The sequence below is a fragment of the Candidatus Dormiibacter sp. genome (assembly GCF_050999135.1).
GTDB lineage: Bacteria > Chloroflexota > Dormibacteria > Dormibacterales > Dormibacteraceae > Dormiibacter > Dormiibacter spiritus.
In genome coordinates this window covers 20,557-40,581 of sequence record NZ_JBPCPN010000035.1, presented here as the reverse complement: position 1 = coordinate 40,581, position 20,025 = coordinate 20,557, and the positions used below count along the sequence as shown (strand labels likewise).

General features: G+C 66.9%; 21 protein-coding genes and 1 pseudogene. 18 read left to right on the top strand and 4 right to left on the bottom strand.

Features of this window, described 5'->3' with window-relative positions; translation table 11 throughout:
- Positions 1-5: 5 nt before the first annotated feature.
- The gene (locus ACR2MZ_RS09235; protein ID WP_434004760.1) at positions 6-1,037 is read right to left on the bottom strand and encodes a thiamine pyrophosphate-dependent dehydrogenase E1 component subunit alpha; all 1,032 of its coding nucleotides are present in this window, start codon (positions 1,035-1,037) and stop codon (positions 6-8) included.
- A gap of 157 nt (positions 1,038-1,194) precedes the next feature.
- Between ACR2MZ_RS09235 and whiA the strand changes: the two genes are divergently transcribed.
- The 11 genes and pseudogenes from whiA to ACR2MZ_RS09180 all read left to right on the top strand — a co-directional run.
- Positions 1,195-2,082, top strand: a complete 888-nt coding sequence (gene whiA, locus ACR2MZ_RS09230) for a DNA-binding protein WhiA (RefSeq protein ID WP_434004759.1) — start codon at positions 1,195-1,197, stop codon at positions 2,080-2,082.
- Between the two features lie 118 nt (positions 2,083-2,200).
- On the top strand, positions 2,201-3,211 hold the full coding sequence (gene gap, locus ACR2MZ_RS09225) for a type I glyceraldehyde-3-phosphate dehydrogenase (protein ID WP_434004758.1): 1,011 nt from the start codon (positions 2,201-2,203) through the stop codon (positions 3,209-3,211).
- Positions 3,208-4,386 (top strand): phosphoglycerate kinase, encoded by a 1,179-nt coding sequence (locus tag ACR2MZ_RS09220; protein WP_434004757.1) that lies wholly within the window; start codon positions 3,208-3,210, stop codon positions 4,384-4,386. The genes gap and ACR2MZ_RS09220 overlap by 4 nt, the downstream gene beginning before the upstream one ends.
- Complete coding sequence (gene tpiA, locus ACR2MZ_RS09215) at positions 4,386-5,183, top strand: triose-phosphate isomerase (protein ID WP_434004756.1); 798 nt, start codon at positions 4,386-4,388, stop codon at positions 5,181-5,183. Before ACR2MZ_RS09220 ends, tpiA begins: the two co-directional genes overlap by 1 nt.
- A complete protein-coding gene (locus ACR2MZ_RS09210) occupies positions 5,180-5,959 on the top strand; it encodes a phosphoglyceromutase (RefSeq protein WP_434004755.1) in 780 nt (259 codons plus the stop codon). Before tpiA ends, ACR2MZ_RS09210 begins: the two co-directional genes overlap by 4 nt.
- A 41-nt stretch (positions 5,960-6,000) precedes the next feature.
- On the top strand, positions 6,001-6,609 hold the full coding sequence (locus ACR2MZ_RS09205) for a superoxide dismutase (protein WP_434004754.1): 609 nt from the start codon (positions 6,001-6,003) through the stop codon (positions 6,607-6,609).
- A gap of 84 nt (positions 6,610-6,693) precedes the next feature.
- The gene (secG, locus tag ACR2MZ_RS09200; protein ID WP_434004753.1) at positions 6,694-6,948 is read left to right on the top strand and encodes a preprotein translocase subunit SecG; all 255 of its coding nucleotides are present in this window, start codon (positions 6,694-6,696) and stop codon (positions 6,946-6,948) included.
- Positions 6,945-8,567: an ABC transporter substrate-binding protein gene (locus ACR2MZ_RS09195; RefSeq protein WP_434004752.1), complete on the top strand. Its 1,623-nt coding sequence runs from the start codon at positions 6,945-6,947 to the stop codon at positions 8,565-8,567. Before secG ends, ACR2MZ_RS09195 begins: the two co-directional genes overlap by 4 nt.
- A 48-nt stretch (positions 8,568-8,615) precedes the next feature.
- Positions 8,616-9,359, top strand: a complete 744-nt coding sequence (locus ACR2MZ_RS09190) for an SDR family oxidoreductase (RefSeq protein WP_434004751.1) — start codon at positions 8,616-8,618, stop codon at positions 9,357-9,359.
- 11 nt (positions 9,360-9,370) lie between these two features.
- Entirely contained in the window at positions 9,371-10,576 is a 1,206-nt protein-coding gene (locus ACR2MZ_RS09185) for a pyridoxal phosphate-dependent aminotransferase (RefSeq protein ID WP_434004750.1), read from the top strand.
- Between the two features lie 357 nt (positions 10,577-10,933).
- Positions 10,934-11,107, top strand: a pseudogene (locus ACR2MZ_RS09180) (epoxide hydrolase); the annotation flags it as partial.
- 945 nt (positions 11,108-12,052) lie between these two features.
- On the opposite strand, the gene ACR2MZ_RS09175 reads toward ACR2MZ_RS09180, so the two are convergent.
- On the bottom strand, positions 12,053-12,403 hold the full coding sequence (locus ACR2MZ_RS09175; RefSeq protein ID WP_434004749.1) for a VOC family protein: 351 nt from the start codon (positions 12,401-12,403) through the stop codon (positions 12,053-12,055).
- Between the two features lie 181 nt (positions 12,404-12,584).
- Between ACR2MZ_RS09175 and ACR2MZ_RS09170 the strand changes: the two genes are divergently transcribed.
- A complete protein-coding gene (locus tag ACR2MZ_RS09170) occupies positions 12,585-12,827 on the top strand; it encodes a ribbon-helix-helix domain-containing protein (protein WP_434004748.1) in 243 nt (80 codons plus the stop codon).
- Entirely contained in the window at positions 12,814-13,242 is a 429-nt protein-coding gene (locus tag ACR2MZ_RS09165) for a type II toxin-antitoxin system VapC family toxin (protein ID WP_434004747.1), read from the top strand. Before ACR2MZ_RS09170 ends, ACR2MZ_RS09165 begins: the two co-directional genes overlap by 14 nt.
- A 79-nt stretch (positions 13,243-13,321) precedes the next feature.
- Here ACR2MZ_RS09165 and ACR2MZ_RS09160 read toward each other — a convergent pair whose 3' ends face one another.
- Positions 13,322-14,611, bottom strand: coding sequence for an amidase (locus tag ACR2MZ_RS09160; RefSeq protein ID WP_434004746.1), 1,290 nt, complete (start codon positions 14,609-14,611; stop codon positions 13,322-13,324).
- 16 nt (positions 14,612-14,627) lie between these two features.
- On the opposite strand from ACR2MZ_RS09160, the gene ACR2MZ_RS09155 reads away from it, so the two are divergent.
- Complete coding sequence (locus tag ACR2MZ_RS09155; RefSeq protein ID WP_434004745.1) at positions 14,628-15,173, top strand: HhH-GPD-type base excision DNA repair protein; 546 nt, start codon at positions 14,628-14,630, stop codon at positions 15,171-15,173.
- Positions 15,174-15,201: 28 nt separating this feature from the next.
- Here ACR2MZ_RS09155 and ACR2MZ_RS09150 read toward each other — a convergent pair whose 3' ends face one another.
- A complete protein-coding gene (locus ACR2MZ_RS09150) occupies positions 15,202-16,176 on the bottom strand; it encodes a proline racemase family protein (RefSeq protein ID WP_434004744.1) in 975 nt (324 codons plus the stop codon).
- Positions 16,177-16,226: 50 nt separating this feature from the next.
- On the opposite strand from ACR2MZ_RS09150, the gene ACR2MZ_RS09145 reads away from it, so the two are divergent.
- The 4 genes from ACR2MZ_RS09145 (at position 16,227) to trpC (ending at position 20,024) form a co-directional block, all read left to right on the top strand.
- The gene (locus ACR2MZ_RS09145) at positions 16,227-17,642 is read left to right on the top strand and encodes an anthranilate synthase component I family protein (RefSeq protein WP_434004743.1); all 1,416 of its coding nucleotides are present in this window, start codon (positions 16,227-16,229) and stop codon (positions 17,640-17,642) included.
- Entirely contained in the window at positions 17,639-18,202 is a 564-nt protein-coding gene (locus ACR2MZ_RS09140) for an anthranilate synthase component II (RefSeq protein ID WP_434004742.1), read from the top strand. The genes ACR2MZ_RS09145 and ACR2MZ_RS09140 overlap by 4 nt, the downstream gene beginning before the upstream one ends.
- 62 nt (positions 18,203-18,264) lie before the next feature.
- A complete protein-coding gene (gene trpD, locus ACR2MZ_RS09135; protein WP_434004777.1) occupies positions 18,265-19,218 on the top strand; it encodes an anthranilate phosphoribosyltransferase in 954 nt (317 codons plus the stop codon).
- On the top strand, positions 19,215-20,024 hold the full coding sequence (trpC, locus tag ACR2MZ_RS09130) for an indole-3-glycerol phosphate synthase TrpC (RefSeq protein ID WP_434004741.1): 810 nt from the start codon (positions 19,215-19,217) through the stop codon (positions 20,022-20,024). Before trpD ends, trpC begins: the two co-directional genes overlap by 4 nt.
- Position 20,025 lies beyond the last annotated feature (1 nt).

The window sequence follows — 20,025 nt, the reverse complement described above, 5'->3', positions numbered from 1 at the left end:
GTCGGCTACCCCTCCTCCGCGAAGACATGGCGCGCCAGGTCGGCCACGTCAGGAGACGGCGCTGCCTCGGCCTGCTGAACCGCCTCATCCACTTGAGCCGTCGCCTCGCGCTGGATGCTCTCGTCCTCCGGGTCCGAGAGCAGTGAGTGCCGCTGCAGGTAGATCCGGAAACGCTCGATCGGATCCTTGCGCAGCATCGCTTCCAGCTCCTCCTGCGGACGGTAGCGCCGCTGGTCGTCATCCGAGGAGTGGGAGGTGAACCTGGCGACTTTAGCGTCTATCAGCGTTGGCCCCTCGCCGCTCCGAGCGCGCTCGACCGCCTGGCGCATGGCCGAATACATAGCAAGTAGGTCGCCGCCATCCACCGGCAGGCCTGGCATGCCGTACCCGACGGCGCGGCTGGCCACCGACTCCACGCTCATCTGGAGCCGGTGAGGAACCGAGATGGCGTAGTCGTTGTCCTGCACTATGCAGATCATCGGCAGCTGGTGCACGCCAGCGAAGTTGAGCGCCTCGTGCCAGTCGCCCTCCGACGTGCTCCCCTCACCCAGGCAGGCCACCGCAACCTCGCCCAGCCCGCGGACTTTGCTGGCGTAGGCCAGGCCCGCCGCATGGACAACCTGGGTCGCCACCACGCTGGAGGTGGTGATGATCCGGGCGCGCTTCAGGCCGAAGTGGCTGGGCATCTGGCGGCCACCGGAATTGGGGTCGGCAGCGCGAGCGTATACGGAGAGCAGGAAGTCGAGCGGCGTCATTCCCAACGCCAGGCAGAAGGCAAGATCACGGTAGTAAGGACACAGCCAGTCCTTGCCTGGCTCGAGAGCGTGGGCGGCCCCGACCTGGGCTGCTTCATGGCCTTGCCCGGAGATGACGAAGGGCGCCTTGCCCTGCCGGTTCAGAACCCACATCCGGCGATCAATGGCGCGGGCCAGCACCATCTGCCTGTACATGGTCAGCAGCTGTTCGCGCCCGAGGCCGAGTTGAACGTGGCTCGGAGCGGGCGAGGTCGCCGTCCGGCCGTCTCTCTCATCGCTCATGCCGCCGATTATCCGCCACCTGTGCCTTCAGTTGCCTGTACCAGCCGAACAGACCGGTACAGGCACTCGAGGCGGGCAGTCAGCGCCTATTCTCAGGCCGGATGTACTGCACAGCCGGGCAGCCGTGCCGGGGCAGTGAGCAGGTGGGAGCTCAGAGATGTCGTTCGCCGCTGAGGTGAAGGCTGAGCTGGCCGGGCTCACCAGCGCTCGCGCCTGCTGCCAGCTGCACGAACTACGCGGCGCCTTCCACTCAGTCAATGGGGTCATCGACCCGGCCGGCCAGTTGGCCCGCTTTCCGCTGCTGCGCAATCTGCTCGCGCGTCGAGTCGTGCGCCTGACCAGAGCGCTGGGAGCGGCCGAATCCCGGTTTCAGCATCACCGGACCCCGCATCAGACGCTTTACGACGTGGAGGCACGACTGCCGACAGCGCTCGTTGCCAGCCTCGTCGCGTCGCCGACGGTGCCGGAGCGCGCCTGCGACCGGAAGGCGCTGCTCCGCGGCTTCTTCCTCGGCTGCGGCTCCATCAACGCCCCGAGCGCGCGCTATCACCTCGAGTTTGTGCCGCCCAGTGTCGCCTGGGCTGAGGCGGTCCAGGCGACGCTGGCGGACCTGTCAGTGCGCAGCGGCGTCAGCACTCGAGGCGCTCAACCACTCGTCTACGTAAAGGACGGAAACGGCATAGTCCGCACGCTCTCCCTGCTGGGGGCATCGCGCTCGGTCATGGAGTTCGAGAGCCTGCGGATCGTGCGGGAGGTCCGGGGACTGGTGAACCGCAAGCTGAACTTCGAGACAGCCAATCTGGGCAAGACAGTCGGTTCCGCCGTCCGCCAGCTGGCGGCGATCGAGCAGCTGGAGAAGCGCGGTCGGTTGGACGCCTTGCCGCCGGCGCTGCGGGACGTCGCTCGGCTGCGGCGCGGCAACCCCGAGGCCGCGCTGGCGGAACTGGCGACTCGCTTGCAGGTCTCGAAGTCAGCCGTCAACCACCGCTTGCGTCGGCTCGAACTGGAGGCGGCTGGGGCCTTTCCGCCCAAACCGCACAACTAGCAGCGCCGCCGAGTGTCGCGGGACAATACGGTCGCGGTCTACCATTGAACCGTCCCCTTTGACGGCGGCTTCGGTGCGCTCTGCGATGCGCTCGCCGGTGCCCATAGCGGAGGCTCACATGACCATCAAGGTCGGCATCAACGGCTTCGGCCGTATCGGCCGCAACATCTTCCGGGCCGCCAGCGAACTCAATCCCGAGATCGACGTGGTGGCTGTCAACGATCTGGGCGACGCGGCCACGTTTGCCCACCTGCTGAAGCACGACACGGCACTGGGCACGTTCGGGGGCTCGGTGGAGGCAGCCGACGGAGCCATCATGGTCGACGGCCGGGAGCTGAAGTTCCTCTCCCACCGCGATCCCGGCGAGCTGCCCTGGCGCGAGCTGGGCGTGGACATCGTCGTCGAGTCAACAGGGCTGTTCACCGACGCCAACAAGGCACGCGTCCACATCGACAAGGGTGGCGCCAAGAAGGTGATCATCTCCGCTCCCGCCAAGAACCAGGACTACACGGTGGTCATGGGCGTCAACGACAGCGGGTACCAGCCTGATTCGCACCACGTCATCTCCAACGGCAGCTGCACCACCAACTGCCTGGTCCCAGTCGTCAAGGTGCTGAACGACCGCTTCGGCATCGAGAAGGGGATGATGACCACCGTCCACGCCTACACCGCCGACCAGCGCCTGCAGGATCTGCCTCACTCGGATCTGCGACGCGCCCGGGCGGCTGCCGACAACGTGATTCCCACCTCCACTGGCGCCAACCGCGCGGTGGCGGAGGTGCTGCCCGAGCTGGCCGGCAAGTTCATAGGCATGTCCTTTCGGGTGCCGGTGCTGGACGTGTCAGTCATCGACCTGAGCGTCGACCTGCAGCGACCAGCCGACGTGGAAGCCATCAACCAGGCCTTCGACGAGGCGGCTGCCGGGGAGCTGAAGGGCATTCTGGAGGTGTCGCATGACCAGCTCGTCTCCTCCGACTTCAAGGGCAACCCGCACTCCTCGATAGTCGACGCGCCCCTGACGTTGAGGCTCACCGAAAAGGGGGCGAAGGTCGTCTCCTGGTACGACAACGAGTGGGGCTTCAGCTGCCGCATGGTGGACGTCATCGGACTCGTCGCCAAGGGACTGTGAGCCTCAAGGCCTCCTATCACGACGTCCCGGTTCAAGGTCGGGCGGTGCTGGTGCGGGAGGACCTCAACGTCCCCCTCAGGGATGGCCGGGTCGCCGACGACACCCGTTTACGAGCGGCCCTGCCCACGCTGCGGGGGCTGTCAGCGGCGGGCGCCAGGGTGATAGTCATGTCGCACCTGGGCCGACCCCAGGGCAGGGTTGACCCCGCGCTCTCGCTGCGCCCGATCGGCGCCTGCCTCTCGCAGCTGCTGGAGAGGCCGGTTGCCTTTGCCGAGGACTGCGTGGGGCCGGCCGCCCTGGAGGCAGCCGCCAAACTGAGGAATTCTGAGCTCCTCCTGCTGGAGAACGTCCGCTTCCATGCCGGCGACGAAGCAAACGATCCCGACTTCGCGGCCCAGCTGGCCACACTCGGTGAGATCTACGTCAACGACGCCTTCGCTGCCTCGCACCGAGCCCACGCCTCGGTCGTGGGGGTGGCCGAGCGGCTGCCCGCCTACGCCGGCGATCTGATGTTGAGTGAACTGCAGGCACTGCACACGGCATTGGACGACCCCCAGCGGCCGCTGCTGGCCATAGTTGGCGGCGCCAAGATCTCGACCAAGGCAGGCGTTCTCCGGCACCTGCTGGACAAGGTGGACCACCTGCTGATCGGCGGTGCGATGGCCAACACCTTCTTGAAGGCCGAAGGCAGGGAGGTGGGCAGCAGCTTCATCGAAGACTCGGCTCTGACCGAGGCAAGCTCGGTCGCCGAGATGGCGGGTGAAAAGCTGGTCCTTCCGCTGGACGCCGTCTGCGCCAGGCAGATGGCGCGCGGGCAGGAGCTTCGAACGTTCGCAGTGGAATCGGTCGAACCTGGCTGGATGGAGTTGGACATCGGCCCTCGGACCCGGGAGCTCTTCGCCGCCCAGGTGGCCGGCGCGGCGACAGTCGTCTGGAACGGGCCGGTCGGCGTCAGCGAGATCCCCGAGTTTGCGGGCGGTACGCGGTTTCTCGCCGAGGCGATAGCCGGCTCGGGTGCCTATTCGCTGCTCGGCGGTGGTGACACCGCTGCCGCTGTGGAGGCGTTGGGGCTGGCGGGCCGCTTCTCGCACGTCTCGACCGGCGGCGGAGCCACTCTCGAATACCTGGAGGGCCGGGAGCTGCCCGGCGTAGCCGCTCTGCGAAACGCTGCCTGATGAGTCCCCAGCGGCCCTTGCTGGCGGCCAACTGGAAGCTCAACCCCGTCACGGCAGAGGCTGCCGCGGAGCTGGCGCGGGGAGTTCTGGAACGCGGCGAGCGGCTTTCGACCGAGGTGGACGTCGTGCTCTGTCCGCCCTACTGCTGGCTGCTCGGCGTGGCCGAGATCCTGCATGGCAGCCGTGTGGAGCTGGGCGCCCAGAACTGCTACTGGGAGCCGTCCGGAGCCTACACAGGGGAGGTCTCGGCAGCCATGCTGGCCGGCTGGTGCCGGTGGGTGATAGTCGGCCACTCGGAACGGCGGAGCCACTTCGGTGAGACCGACGAGATGGTGGCCCGAAAACTGGCAGCTGCCCTGGAGAGCGACCTCAACGTGATCGCCTGCGTCGGTGAGCAGGCGGCTGACTTCGACTCCGGCCGCAGCGCGGAGACCGTTGCCCGGCAGACCGACGCCCTGCTGGGCGTGACGGAGCTCCAGCGCCTGCGGCAGCTGGTGATCGCCTACGAACCTGTCTGGGCGATCGGGAGCGGCCGCAGCGCCGAGCCGGAGCACGCCTACTCGACCATGCGGGTGATCCGGCAGCGCCTGCGAGAGCGCTTCGACCAGGCGGCGATCGAGGTTCGCCTGCTCTATGGCGGCAGCGTGAAGGCGGCCAACGTGGCGGGCTATGTCGAGCTGCCGAACTGTGACGGCTGCCTGATCGGAGGGGCCAGCCTCGATGCCATCGAGTTCTCCCGCATGCTGGCAGCCGTGGCGGAGGTCTACTCAGGAGCCGGAGGCAGGGGTGCGGAGTGAGCTACTGCCTGATCCTTCTCCGGCACGGCCAGAGTGAGTGGAACGCCCGCGATCTCTTCACAGGCTGGGTGGACATCGGCCTGAGCGCGCAGGGACAGGCGGAGGCAGTCCGCGGCGGCCAGCTGCTCCGAGAGCGGGGTCTCCTGCCCGAGATCGTCCACACTTCGGTCCTGCGCCGGGCCATCCAGACCAGCGACGTCGCGCTCGATGTCTGCGATAGGCACTGGATCCCAGTCCGCCGCTCCTGGCGGCTCAACGAACGTCACTACGGCGCCCTGCAGGGCAAGAACAAAGCGCAGACGCTGGCCCAATACGGAGAACAGCAGTTTCAGCTCTGGCGCCGCTCCTACGATCAGCCTCCGCCACCTTTGGCGGACGACGACGAATTCTCGCAGGCGGGGGACCCGCGTTATGCACATCTGCCCCCCGAGTTGAGGCCGCGAACCGAGTGCCTGAGGGACGTCCTGATGAGGCTCCTGCCTTATTGGTACGAGTCGATAGTGCCTGACCTGCAGGTCTGCCGAGTGGTTCTCCTGGCCGCCCATGGCAACTCCCTGCGCGCCCTGCTGAAGCATCTGGACCAGATCGGGGATCAGGACATCGCCGGCGTCAACATCCCCACCGGCATCCCGCTGGTCTATGAGCTGGACAGCGACTTCCGGCCGGTCCGGCAAGGCGGAGAGTATCTGGATCCCGAGGCGGCCGCCAGGTCGATCGAAGCCGTCAAGAACCAGGGCCGGAGCCAGAAAGTTGGAAGCGATCCCCGATCTGAGTAGGTTTTGCAGTAGTCCCATCCACAATTCAAGGAGGAGTCGCCATGGCTTTCGAACTACCGCCGATCCCTTACGCGCTGGATGCGCTGGAGCCGCACGTCGACGCGCAGACCATGCAGATCCATCACGACAAGCATCACGCGACGTACGTGAACAACCTGAACGGCGCTATCGAGAAGCACCCGGAGCTCGCTCAGAAGAGCGTCGAAGAACTTCTCGGTGATCTGAATGCCATCCCCGACGACATCCGGACGGTCGTCCGCAACAACGGCGGCGGGCATCTCAACCACTCGATCTTCTGGACGATCATGGGACCGAATGCCGGCGGCGAGCCGCAGGGCGCCGCGGCCGACGCCATCAGCCAGGCCTTCGGTGATTTCGCCGGCTTCAAGGATGCGGTTACAAAGGCCGCGGTGGGTCAGTTCGGCTCCGGTTGGAGCTGGGCCTATCTCTCCGGCGGCAAGCTCCAGGTCAAGGGCTTCCCGAACCAGGACAATCCAGTCTCCGAGGGCGGCGTGCCAATCCTGGGCGTCGACGTTTGGGAGCACGCCTACTACCTGAAGTATCAGAACCGCCGGCCGGATTACGTGGCGGCCTGGTGGAACACTGTCAACTGGCAAGCCGTGAACGAGCGGTTGAGCGCCGCCCGCTAAACCGCCTCAGGCTTGACGCCCAGTCCGCCGGTCGCGGCGCTCGCGAGTGCCCGGCCGGCGGTAAACTGGCCCGGTTCTTCAACCATGGATAAGATTCGCAACGCCTTTGTGATCCTGGAAGTCGTGATAGGTGTGCTCCTCATCGCGGGCATCCTGATCCAGACTCCCAAAGCGACCGGATTGGGCGGCACCATCGGCGGCGGTGACGGTGGCCTGGGCGGCGGTTACCGCACCCGGCGGGGACTTGAGCGGCAGATCTACTACTCGAGCTGGGTACTGACGTTCGCCTTCTTCCTAGTCTCCGTAGCGAATATCTGGTTCTCGAGCCACACCGGTTGACGGCGCGAGCGCTGCTGGCGCTCCTGTCGCTGCTCTTGGTCGCCGGCTGTTCGGCCAACACATCGCTGGTGAACGTGCAGGGCTCCGCTGGGCAGGGGGGTTCGGTGAGCGAGGCGGTGGTGGGGACCGCCCGCACGCTGAACCCGCTGTTTGAGCAGGAGGACAACGCGCGAGACATCGACAGCCTGATCTACCAGGGCCTCACCACAATCGGACAGGATCAGCAGGTGGTGCCGCTGCTGGCGGCCAAGCTCACAGTCTCCGATGACCGCCTTACCTACACGGTCGACCTGAAGCGGGGTGTGCGCTGGGCGGATGGGCAGCCGTTCGGCGTCGATGACGTGCTCTTCACGTATTCGGTCCTGCAGTCGCCTGACTACAGGGTCTCCAGCGGCACCGACTGGAAGAACATCAAGATCGAGCCGGCCGGCCCCAACGCTGTGCGGTTCACCCTGAAGGCTCCCAGCGCTCCGTTCCCACTGGCGCTGCGGCAGGGCATCATCGCCAAACATGTCTTCGAGAAGGTGGCGGTGGCCGACATCCCCGGCGATCCCCACAGCGGCGAGAAAGCCTTCGGCACAGGGCCGTTCAAGGTGGACGCCATCTCCAAAGACCGTCGGCTGGTGACGCTGGGCCGCAACCCGCAGGCCAAGCCGGCGCCCTTTTTGGACCAGTTCCAGTTTCGCGGCTATCCAAGCCTCGGGGACGCGCTGGATGCCGTCGCCCGGGGCGAGGCTGATTCTGCCGGAGCCCTCCAGCCGCCCAACCTGGGCGCTCTCGCCAACCGGCCGGACCTGGCCCTGCATGAAGGCAGGACCTTCACTTTCGTGGCCATGTTCTTCAACCTGAGCCAGGACCAGGCCGCCAGTCTCGATCCCGCGGCCCTTCGCCAGGGCTTGGCCAAGGCTGTCGACCGGCAGCAGATAGTCGGCCAGCAGCTGGACGGACGAGCCGAGGTGGCCAGCGGGCCCATCCCACCGTCGAACTGGGGCTACTCAGCGGCGGCCGCCAAGCGGCTGGACTACGATCCGCAGGGTGCCGAAAAGCTGCTCGACGCGGCTGGCTGGCCCAAGGATCCGGCCACTCACCTGCGCATGAAGGATGGCCGACCGCTCAAGCTCACGCTGAAGACGTCTGACGGCTTTCCCTACAGGCAGGTCGCCGATGCCCTGGCCGCGCAGTACAAAGCGGTGGGCGTCCAGCTCGAGATCGAGCCCGTCTCCGCCTCGGCGCTGGTCAGCGACCTGCGTTCGAAGCAATACCAGGTGGCGCTGGGAGCTATCGACAACGGCCCCGACCCGGACCAGACGTTCTTCTGGCACTCGGACCCCACTGTCGACGGCGTCAACTTTGCGGGCCCTCTGATGCTGCGCCAGGCACTCATCGACAAGGACCTGGAGGACGGTCGGGCCGGGGTGGACCGAAAAGCCCGAAAGCAGGCGTATGACGACTTTCAGCAGCTCATGGCGGATGCCGCGCCTGCCGTCTTCCTCTTCGAGCCCCACTACGCGTACCTGCAGAACAAGCGGGTGCGCGGCTTCCGGATCAACCCCGCCATCGATCCGGTCGACCGTTTCCAGTTCGCCGCCAGCTGGTACGTGAACAGCAAGGCGGCCTAGGCGTCAGTTGATGAGCGTTTCCGGGCGAACACCTGGGGAGGAGAAATAGTGGATCTTGGCTTGAGCGGCGCCCGAGCCCTCGTGACAGCTGCCAGCAAGGGCCTGGGCAAGGCTTGTGCGGCCGCTTTGGCGCAGGAGGGCGCCCGCGTCTTCCTGGTCTCGCGCGATGATGCGCTGCTCGCGCAGGTGGAGCGGGAGATGGGCGCTGCCGGCCATCTGGCCCTCGACCTATCGCAACCGGAGAACCCAGCCCGCGCAGTGACGGCGGCGGTCGACGCCCTCGGCGGTCTGGACATCCTGATCTGCAACGCGGGCGGGCCGCCGGCGGGAACCTTTCAGAGCACGCCGCTGGCGAACTGGGACAATGGCTACCAGCTGACGCTCATGAGCGCTGTGCGGCTGACTGAGGCGGCGCTCCCGCATCTGAAGCGGAGCGGCCGCGGGCGCATTATCAACGTCACCTCCACTTCCGTGCGGCAGCCGATCCCCAACCTCGTCCTCTCCAACGCGTTCCGCTCGGCCGTGACGGCGATGGCGAAAACGCTCTCGATGGAGGTGGCCGGCGACAACGTCACGGTCAACAACCTGGCGCCGGGGACGATGATGACCGACCGGGCCAAGGTGCTCTACGGCGACAGCATCCCCGAGGTCGAGAAGACGATCCCGATGGGCCGCCTGGGCACACCGGAGGAGTACGGAGCGGTGTGCGCCTTCCTCTGTTCCCTGCAAGCGGGATACGTGACGGGTCAGACTCTGGGGGTGGACGGCGGTCTTTTGAAGGGGGTGCACTAAAACTCATGGCTATGAAGCTGGCGGAAAGGATGCAGCGGCTGGGTACTGAGGGGGCTTTCGAGGTCCTGGCCAAAGCGCGCAAGCTGGAGGCACAAGGCAAGCACATAGTCCATCTGGAGATCGGGGAGCCTGACTTCGCCACACCCGACCACATCACAGAAGCCGCCGTCTCCGCCCTGCAGGACGGGTGGACGCACTACACGCCGGCCGCCGGCATCCCGGAGGCCCGCGCCTCGGTCGCCGCCTTCGTCGGCCGCCGGCTGGGCGTCGAAGTGTCGCCTGACGAGGTGGTGCTGGTGCCCGGCTCCAAGAACGTCCTCCACTTCGTGCTGCTCTCCCTGATCGAGCCGGGCGACGAGGTGATCTACCCGGATCCCGGATACCCCGTCTACTCCTCGCTGATCAACTTCGTGGGCGCCAAGCAGGTGCCCATCAGGCTCCGCGAGGAGCGCAACTTCCGTCTCGATCCGGAGGAGCTCGCGTCGCTGGTCAGCGACCGGACGCGCATGATCATCCTGAACACGCCCCAGAACCCCACGGGGGGAGTGCTGACCAAGGAAGACGTGGAGTTCGTCAGCCGGCTGGCGGTCGAGCGCGATCTCTATGTGGTGGCCGACGAGATCTACTCGCAGATCACCTACGGCTTCGAGCACGCCTCGATCCTGGCCGAGCCGGGGATGAAGGAGCGCACAGTCCTGATGGACGGCATGTCCAAGGCGTACGCCATGTGCGGCTGGCGGCTCGGCTACGGCGTCGCGCCTCAGGAGCTGGCTGTGCAGATGGAACGGCTGATGATCAACACGTCGTCCTGCGCCGCCGCGTTCACCCAGATGGCGGCGATCGAAGCCTTCGATTCGCCGCAGTCCGAGCAGTCGGTGAGGCGAATGGTGGGAGAGTTCCGCCGCCGTCGGGACATTGTGGTGGACGGTCTGAACGACATGCCGGGTGTGCGCTGCCAGCGACCGGAGGGTGCCTTCTACGCCTTTCCCAACATCGAAGGAACCGGACTGGACGAGCGCGACCTGGCGGCGGCCCTGCTGGAAGAAGCGGGGGTGGCGATACTGCCCGGGACGGCCTTCGGCCCGGCTGGGAAGGGGTTCATCCGCCTCGCCTACACGCAGGGCGAAGAAGACCTCCGGTTGGGCCTGGAGCGGATGTCAAGCTACCTGGCCGGCCAGCGCGCCGGCACCACTGGAAGCGTGGAGCGAGCGCGCTAGGGTCTCTCCGGTCATACCAATCGAGCAGTGCTCGAGGCACGACATCCCACCGGTCGTCACGTCTCCTCGCCTGCCGGCGGGAGCACGCTCTGGCGATAGCTCCATGGCGCTCTTCGAGAGTGCTTACCCCCCAGAAGCTCGGACAACCTCCCGATCATCGAGGAGCTCTGCTCCGATTGGTTTTCTGACGAACTTCAACGTATTCGATAACTAGCGCTCGCGTGTCTTCTTCTTGCTGCCACCGCGGAGTCGCCGCTCCTCGGTCGAGTCTCGGCGAGCGAGCTGCGCGACTACCCGCTTGGTGGGCTGCACGCTGCCGCGACCAGCGGAGTCACCGGATCCCAAGGGAGCGGTGTAGTTCAGAGAGGTGTTGCCGTGTTTCCCGACGACTTCTCGATCCGCCGCCTGGTCGAGCGCGAGCACACGATCGTCCATTGGTCGGAGTTCGACCGAGGTGGTCACTTCGCGGCCATGGAGCAGCCGGATCTCTTGGTCGGGGACATCCGGGATTTCTTTAGGCGGTTTCGATGACCATGTGCGCGGGTCGCACCTTAAGAGCAGAGCTGCCCGACAGAGGAGCCGCACGAGGCGGGCTTCTCGCCTTGGCCGCGCTCGCCCACCGACGGAGGAATACCCAACAGTAGATTACCCGACATCACCAGTCTCGCCCCCCTTGTCTCTTCTCCGGCCAACTGTCGCTCAAGGCGCCCAGATGGCAGCGCATGTCGGACTCTTAAACAGGTCGAAGGGTGAGAAGTGGAAAGCGCTTAACGAGATTCTTGGCCTGGAGGGTGTCAATGCACTGCGTCTCAACCTGCAGACGCCAGCGAATCAGCTGGCCGAGCTGCCGAAGCCGCGACTCAAGAGCCGCTACCGGCCGGGGGATGCACTCGAGGTGCATAACGTCGAAGGTCGGGCCAATCAGATAGTCGCAGCAGTAAGAGATCTATGCAAGCTCGCGGCCATTGAGCCTCCCAACGATCTCGCCGGGCGTTTACGACCAAAGGAAAGCCTGATGGCAAACATTGAATTGATCGATCTGACAAAGCATTACCGCCAGGGCACGGGCGTGATTCGAGCCCTGGACGGTGTCTCACTCCAGATCGAATCCGGCGGATCTGTGTCATTCGTAGGACGGTCTGGAATCGGCAAGACGACCCTGCTCGACATTGATCACAGCCGAGCGTTTGCTTGGCACGGCATGTGTGCTCGTAGGCATCTGTCTATTCATGCGAGCGGTAGGGGTCCCATCTATGACCCATGGTTTCATTTGGCGGGGGCACTCGGGTTCATCCGAGTGCAGCCCGAGGGCGCGACTGGTCTGAGTTGGGTCCTCTACCTCCTCTACGGAGCAGTCGCGGCAGTCGTCGTTCAAAGGCTGACGGGGGTTTGGATAACCCGAAGAATGGCGCCGTCGTCTACGTCTGAGAAGGCCTCGGTGTCTCGACTAACTCGGGGATCGGACGCGCTAGGGTCTCAGAATGCAGGCGGAGACGGGTGCCGGGGCTCGTAGATTCCCAGCTCGCTGCCGCCGGGCAGCCTCAAGTAGGCGATGAGCCCGAAGCCCTGGTCGCTGACGGGGCGGGCAAGCTCCACACCCTTGCGCTCGAGTTCGTCGACGGTTGCCTTGACGTCGTCGCACATCACGTAGAACTCGTGGCGCTGGGAACCCTCCACCGGGTGCAGGGCCAGCTCCGCCGGCGGCGCTGCGAAGATGAGCCAGCCATCGCCCGCGTCCACGAAGGGCCAGCCCAGCACGTCCCGAAAGAAGACGCGGTCCGCCTCAGCGTCTGCGCTGTAGATGATTGCGTGAAGTCCCTTGATCATGCGGGGATCCTAACTCCCTGTCCTGTCGCATCGGCTGGTACGCGAGAGCACCGCAGTCGGGAAGGCACCAAGGGGCGGCCCCATCTCAGTTCCGGCGCTCCCAGGAGTCGCTCAGCCGCCACACTTCAAGGACTGAAAACCGAGCTTGACATATTGATGTCAGCATGAGATGCTTCGATGCGTGAGAACCACGATCCGGCTGGATGACAATCTGCTCGCCCAGGCCAAAGCCGAAGCGGCCCGGTCCGGTCGCACCCTGACGGCGGTGATTGAGGATGCACTTCGCGCGGCGTTCGGACGGCCCACGGATGTGCTCAGGAAGCGGGTTGACCTTCCCACCTTCAAGGGCAATGGAGCTCTCCCCAAAGTTGACCTGGACAGCACCGCTGCGCTGTTGGATCTCATGGACGATGCTGCTCCCTGACGTGAACGTTCTCGTCTACGCCTTTCGGGAAGATACAGCGGATCACTCACGGTTCCGGAATTGGCTTCACGCGCTGGTCAACTCCGACCAGGCATACGGCCTGTCCGATCTTGTCTTGAGCGGTTTCGTCCGGGTTGTGACCCATCCCCGCATCTTTGGCAGGCCCACTCCGGTGGACTCTGCCCTTAGCTTCGTTGCCCAGCTTCGCCACCAACCCAACCGCATTCCGGTTCAACCAGGATCCCGGCATTGGGACATCTTCACCAGACTGTGTCGCGAAGCTGGAGCCAAGGGGAATCTGGTGCCGGACGCCTACCTCGCGGCGCTGGCCATCGAGTCGGGCAGCGAATGGATCACGACCGACCGTGACTACGCCCGGTTCCCCGGCCTCCGCTGGCGCCATCCTCTGACCTAAGACGTCTGGCATCAACAACGCAATATCGGTTAACCGCGCCTGCGGACCTTAGGCCGGCCAGGCGCGAAGTCACGTGCTGTCAGCCGATGTCTGGCGGGCGGACGAAGCCGAACCCGTCCTCTGCCTCCAGGCTTTGGGCCAGGTCCAGCAGCGCCCAGTCCTGGCCGAAACCGCCGATCAGCTGCACACCCACCGGAAGGCCGTCGGCGAAGCCGGCCGGCACCGACACGGCCGGCAGCCCGGCGAAGCTGACAGGCAGCACGAACTGGGTGTACTCGCTCCACTCAGCCGAGAGAAAGGTGGGGACTGCTTCGATCGCCATGGGCAGCCTGCCGAGGGTGGGACTGAGGATCGCATCCCAGCGCGTCAACTGTTCTCGCAGCGCGGCGCCGGCCGCCAGGCCTGACTCAAGTGCAGATAGGTAGTCGGTCAGCGCCAGCCGCCGGCCGGCGGCGATCAGCCTGCCCGCGGATTCGCCGTATTCGGAGGGGTCGCCGGGCTGGCTGGCGACAGAGGCGGGGCGGACCACCTGATAGGCCCTCGCGAACGTTTCGGGGTCCCAATCCACTTCGCCCAGCTCGTGGCCGAGCCCGCTGAGCGCCAGCGCCGCCCGGTTGCAGGCGGCGGCGCATTCCGGCGCGATCGGCCGGCTGCTCTGGCGGACGACGCCTATGCGCAGTGGGCGGGAAGCTGCATTCGGTGGCACCTGTGGGGCGGCCAAAAAGGCCAGCACCAGGCGCAGGTCGGCCACCGAGCGGGCCAGAGGGCCCTGGACCGAGAGCCCTGTCGGATCCGGCTGCTCGTCCGCCACGAGCCCGCGAGAGGGCCGGAGGCCCACCACCCCGCAGCAGGCGGAGGGAATGCGGATTGAGCCGCCCATGTCGTCGCCCGTGGCAAAGGTGCAGAGGCCGGCAGCCACGGCGGCGCCGCTGCCGCCGCTGGAGCCACCCGGCGTGATCCCGTGCCGCCAGGGGTTGTGGGCGGGAGGGAAGAGCGGGTTGGTGGTGCCCACTGCCGCTGCCAGCTCGGGCAGATTGCTCTTGCCCAGGATGGCCGCCCCCTGACGGCGGAGGCGGCTGACCGCGATGGCGTCGTGATCGGCCACCCGAGCGCTATAGCGGGGCGAGCCATGCGTCCATGGCATTCCGGTCACCGGTTGGGTGTCCTTGACTGCCACGCTGGTGCCCGCGAGGAGACCGGCGCCCGAGGCGGCCAGTGGATCGACGTGAACGTAGGCCGCGAGCGCGGGATTGAGGCCGGCAATGCGCTCCAGGTGGGCAGCGACGACATCGCCTGACTGGATCTCGCCTGCTGCCAGGAGGCTGCGGATCTCAGTGGCTGTGAGCCAGGCGAGTTCCTGCTTGGTCATGCGCGATGATTCTCCCATGAGCATCACCTGGACCGGCCACCCGGAAGCCGATCGATTGCTGGAGTCAGACCCTCTCGCCCTCCTGATCGGGCTGGTGCTGGATCAGCAGGTGAAGATGGAGAAGGCCTTCTCAGGTCCCTACGAGCTGCGGAAACGGCTCGGCCACCTCGAGGCAGAGCGGATTGCGCGGATGGACCCTGACCGGCTGGCCGATGTCTTCCGTGAGCGGCCGGCGCTCCACCGTTTCCCGGGCAACATGGCCAAGCGCGTGCAGCAGCTCTGCCAGGTGGTGAGTGAGGAGTACGGCGGCCGGGCGGACAGAGTCTGGCGGGAAGCCGCCTCGGGTGAGGCCTTGGCGCAGCGCATCGCTCGACTGCCCGGTTTCGGTGAGCAGAAGACAAAGATCACTGTGGCTGTCCTGGCCAAGAAGTTCGATGTGAAGCCGGAGGGCTGGCGGCGCTACTCCGCCGATTGGCACACGATTGCCGACGTCGACTCCCCCCAGTCGATGGCAGAAGCCCGGGACGTGAAACGTCGGATGAAGGCCGAAGGCAAGGCCTGAGCCGGTCGGCAGCGGCGAGCTGCCCAGATCAGCGGAGCAGGAAGCCGGGTCCGAGGGGGTCGGTTGGTTCCAGGAAGAACTCGTGGCGGCCGGTCAGGTGCGCGCTGCCCTCGATGTCGGTGACCACAGCCGGCAGGTGCGCCACCTGGGTCTCCTCGACGATCCGGCCGGTGAACTCGGAGTTGACGATGGAGCGGTGCTTGAGAACGTCGCCCAAGCCCAATTCACCGGTCGCGTGTAGAAGCGCTAAGCGGGCCGAGGTGCCGCTGCCACAGGGTGAGCGATCCACCTCACCGTTGGCGAAGATCGTCACATTGCGGTCGTCCTGAGTCCAGATCACGCCGTAGATGTCGCGCAGCGCCGGCTCCAGCGGGTGGAAGATGCCACCCCGAGCGTTGAGCGCGGCCTTCACCTCCCGACCGGCGGTGACCAGCCGGTCCAGATTCTGGGCGGTGATGGCGACTGGCGCCGGCGCGATCGCGTAGAAGGCGCCGCCGTAGGCGATGTCCACCTTCATGCCCACCACCGGCACCGATCTCTGGAGCACGAACGAGGGCACGTTGCGGAAGCGAACGGAGGTCACATCGCCCCCTTCCAGGCTGGCCCAGGTGGGAAGCCGGCCGGAGGGCACGTCGACCAGCACTCTGGCAGCTGAACATCCGTCCGGCCGAAAGACCCTGCCGCTTTCCAACGCCCAGGTGACGAGCGCGATGGTGCCGTGACCGCAGGCCGTGGAGAAGCCCGCGTTGTGAAAGAAGAGCACGCCCAAATCGGCTCCCGCATCCACTGGGGCGGTCAGAAAACAGCCGTACATGTCGGCATGGCCCCGAGGCTCCTGCACCAGCATCCGCCGCGTCCTGTCAAGATGCTCCTCGGCCCAAGCCCGCTTGGCCAGCATGGTTTCTCCGCGCGGCGGCGATACGCCGGAGGTGACTATGCGGAACGGCTCCCCCGCCGTGTGGTAGTCAACCGTCCTGATAGACTCGGTGCCGGGCTGAGACATGCTCAGCCGAGATTAGACGAGACCAGCGTTAGACCAGTTCTAGTGACGAGATGAGCCTTATCCCTGCCTCGGCGGAGTCTGCGCGCCCGCTGCCAGCACGAACGCCACTGGTGCCTGTGCACCGTGACCTGCTGGCGGACATGCTCACTCCGGTTCGTGCCTACGCCCTGCTCTGCGCGCCCGATGCGCCGGGCTTTCTGCTGGAGAGCGTGGAGGGCGGTGAGCGGCTGGCGCGCTACTCCTTCATCGGCCACCAGCCGGTTCCTCTGGAGCTGGGGGAGGGAGATCCACTTCCTGCCCTGCGCCAGGTCGCCTGCGAGCAGGTGGTTGACGCCGCCGGCATGCCTCGCTTTCTGGGCGGCGCCGTCGGCTACCTGGGCTGGGAGAGCGCCCGCCACTTCGAGCGATTGCCCCAGGCGGCAGGCCCCGGACCGCCGCTGCCTGAGAGCGCCTTCCTGCGGGCTGAGAGCCTGGCGGTGTTCGATCACGTCCTGCAGCGGCTCCGCCTCATCACCCTCCATCGGCCCGACCGGGAGGACCGCTCCGCCGCTGAGCGCCGCCTGGACGAGATGGAGGCGAAGCTGGCGGCCGAGCCGCCAACGCCGCCCGCCAAGCCGGCGGCTCAAGACGACGCGTGGACATCCAACCTAGGGCAGGAGCGCTACGAGCGGATGGTGGAAGCCGCCCGAGTCCACATCCTGGCCGGCGACGCTTTTCAGGTGGTGCTGTCCCAGCGCTTTCGGAAGCCGCTGGCCGCGCGGCCCTTTGACGTCTACCGCTGCCTTCGCGGGGTAAATCCATCGCCCTACATGTTCTTCGTCGCCTTCGGCGGCGGCCGCCACATAGTCGGCACCTCGCCTGAGGTCTTGGTGCGGGTGGAGGCGGGGGAGATCACCACTCGCCCGCTGGCCGGCACCCGGCGGCGGGACCTGGACCCCGCCCATGACGAGGCGCTGGAGCGGGAGCTGCTGACCGACCAAAAGGAGCGGGCGGAGCACGTGATGCTGGTCGACCTGGGCCGCAACGATGTGGGCCGGGTGGCCGCGCCGGGCAGCGTGCGGGTCCCCCGTTTGATGGAGGTCGAGCGTTACTCCCACGTCATGCACATCAGCTCCACTGTGACCGGCCGCCTGGCGCGCGGCCAGGATTCGCTGGCCGCTGTTCGCGCCACCTTCCCGGCCGGCACGCTCTCGGGGGCGCCCAAGATTCGGGCGATGGAGATCATCGCCGAACTGGAGCCGGAACGGCGCGGACCTTACGGCGGCGCGCTTGGCTACGTCGGCTTCGGCGGCAACCTGGATCTCGCCATCACCCTGCGCTCGATAGTCATAGCTGACGGCATCGCCTACGTCCAGTCGGGCGCCGGCATAGTGGCCGATTCCGAACCCCCTCGCGAGCACCAGGAGACGCTGGACAAGGCGGGCGCAATGTTCGCGGCCGTCGAGCGGGCGGAGGCGATGCCATGAAGCGCGTCGCCGTCTTGGACAACTACGACAGCTTCACCTACAACCTGGTTCAGCAGCTGGCCGGTTTGGACTGCGAGACCATGGTGTTCCGGAACGATGTGGTCGAACCCGAGGCCCTGGCGGCGTTCGACGCGCTGGTCATCTCGCCGGGCCCAGGCCGGCCTGAGTGCGCAGGCATCTGCCTGGCAGCCATCCGCCGACTCAGCGGCAGCATGCCCATTCTCGGCGTCTGCCTGGGCCATCAGGCCCTGGCGGCAGCCTTTGGCGGTCGCGTCGTCAGCCATACTCCGGTTCACGGCAAGACCTCGCTGGTCAGCCACCGCGGCTCAGACGTCTTTCGCAACCTCCCGGATCCGCTGCAGGCGACCCGCTACCATTCGCTGATAGTCGAAGAGGCCAGCCTGCCCGTCGAGCTCGAGCCGACCGCCTGGGATCCTGACGGCGTGATCATGGGTCTCGCCCACCGCCGGCATCCGAGCTTTGGCGTGCAGTTTCATCCCGAGTCGATCCTCACCCCCGATGGTTCCCGGCTGCTGGCGAACTTCCTGGCGCTGGCGTGATCGAGTACCTCTCGCAATTGGCCCGCGGCCAGGACCTGAGCGAGGCGGATGCGGCGCAGGCGATGGAGCAGATCATGCGGGACGAGGCAGCCCCCAGTCAGATCGCGGGCTTCCTGATGGCGCTGCGGGTGAAGGGCGAGACGGTGGAGGAGATCACCGGCCTGGCCCGAACGGCTCGCCGGCTGGCGACCCCGATCGAGATTCCGGATCCCGCCTCGCTGCTGGATGTGGTGGGAACCGGGGGCGACGGATCAGGCAGCTTCAACATCTCCACCCTCTCGGCGATAGTGGCCGCCGCCTGCGGCGCCAGGGTGGCCAAGCACGGGAACCGAGCTGCTTCTTCACTCTGCGGCAGCGCTGACGTTCTGGAGGCGCTGGAGGTTCGCATCGACCTGAAGCCCGACGGTGTGGCGCGCTGCGTTGAGGAGGCTGGTATCGGCTTTCTCTTCGCACCGCTCTTCCATCCCTCGTTCCGCTTCGCAGGCGTGCCCAGGCGCGAGCTCGGGGTGAGGACGGTGTTCAACATCCTGGGGCCGCTCTGCAACCCGGCAGGTGCCGGTCTGCTGGCCCTCGGTGTGCCGGAGGCCGAGCTGGGCCGCCGGATGGCCGACGTGCTCGGTCGGGTCGGCAGCCGGCGCGCGCTCGTCTTCCAGGGCGAGGGCCTGGACGAGCTGAGCACCGCCGGCCCTTCGCTGGTGATCGAGATGATCGAAGGGGACCGGCGCGAGTACCAGCTGGACCCCCGCGAGCTGAACCTGGCTCCGGCGGATAAGGAGGACCTGCGCGGTGGCACAGCCGAGGTGAACGCCCGCATCGCCCGCGAACTGCTGGCCGGGGCGAAGGGCCCCAAGCGGGACATCCTCCTGCTCAACTCCAGCGCCGCGCTGCGCGCCGCCGGCTTGAGCCAGGGGTGGAAGGAGGGCCTGGGCCTGGCGGCTGAAGCCATCGACAGCGGTCGCGCCGCAGCGGTCCTGGACGGTTGGGCGCGGACCTCGCAAACGCTGGCCGCCGTTTGAGCAGCCGCAGCTCAGTCCTACCGGCCACCACGCCGGACCTGCTTCGGCGGCTGGTCGCCGAGGCGGAGGTTGAAGTTGCCCGACGCCGGGCGCGGGAGCCGGAAGCTGTCCTGGCGGCGAAGGCCGCCGCGCAGCCCAGCGCCCTGGATCTGGCCGCTGCGCTCAGGGGTGGACGGCTGCGCGTCATCGCCGAATGCAAGGCGCGCACGCCTCTCCTTGGCGTGCTGGCCCCGGACTACCGGCCGGGCCGCTTGGCAGCTGCCTACCAGGCCGCCGGCGCGGCGGCCATCTCCGTGCTCTGCCAGGAGACCAGCTTCGGCGGCAGCCCCGAGCACCTGGCGGAGGTTCGGCGCGAAGTCACCGTGCCGATCCTGCGCAAGGACTTCGTCGTGAGCGAGCACCAACTGCTCGAAGCGCGGGCGCAGGGGGCCGACGCCGTGCTGCTCATCGTCGCCGCCTTGGCTCCGCTCCGGCTGGGCGAACTCCTGGCGGCCTCTCGCGGGCTGGGGCTGCAGGCCCTGGTCGAGGTGCACTCCGAGGCCGAGGTGGAGACGGCGCTCAGCGCCGGTGCTGCCCTGGTCGGCGTGAATCATCGCGATCTGATGACCTTCCAGGTCGACCTGGGCCTCAGCGAGCGGCTCCGGCCGCTGGTCCCGGAGTCGGTGGTGCTGGTGGCCGAGAGCGGCATCCACGATGCGGCGGCGGCGCGCCGGATGCTGGAGGCCGGAGTGGACGCCATCCTCGTCGGCGAGGCGCTCATGCGGGCTGCGGATCCGGCTGAGAAGCTGGGCGAGCTGCGCGTCTGAA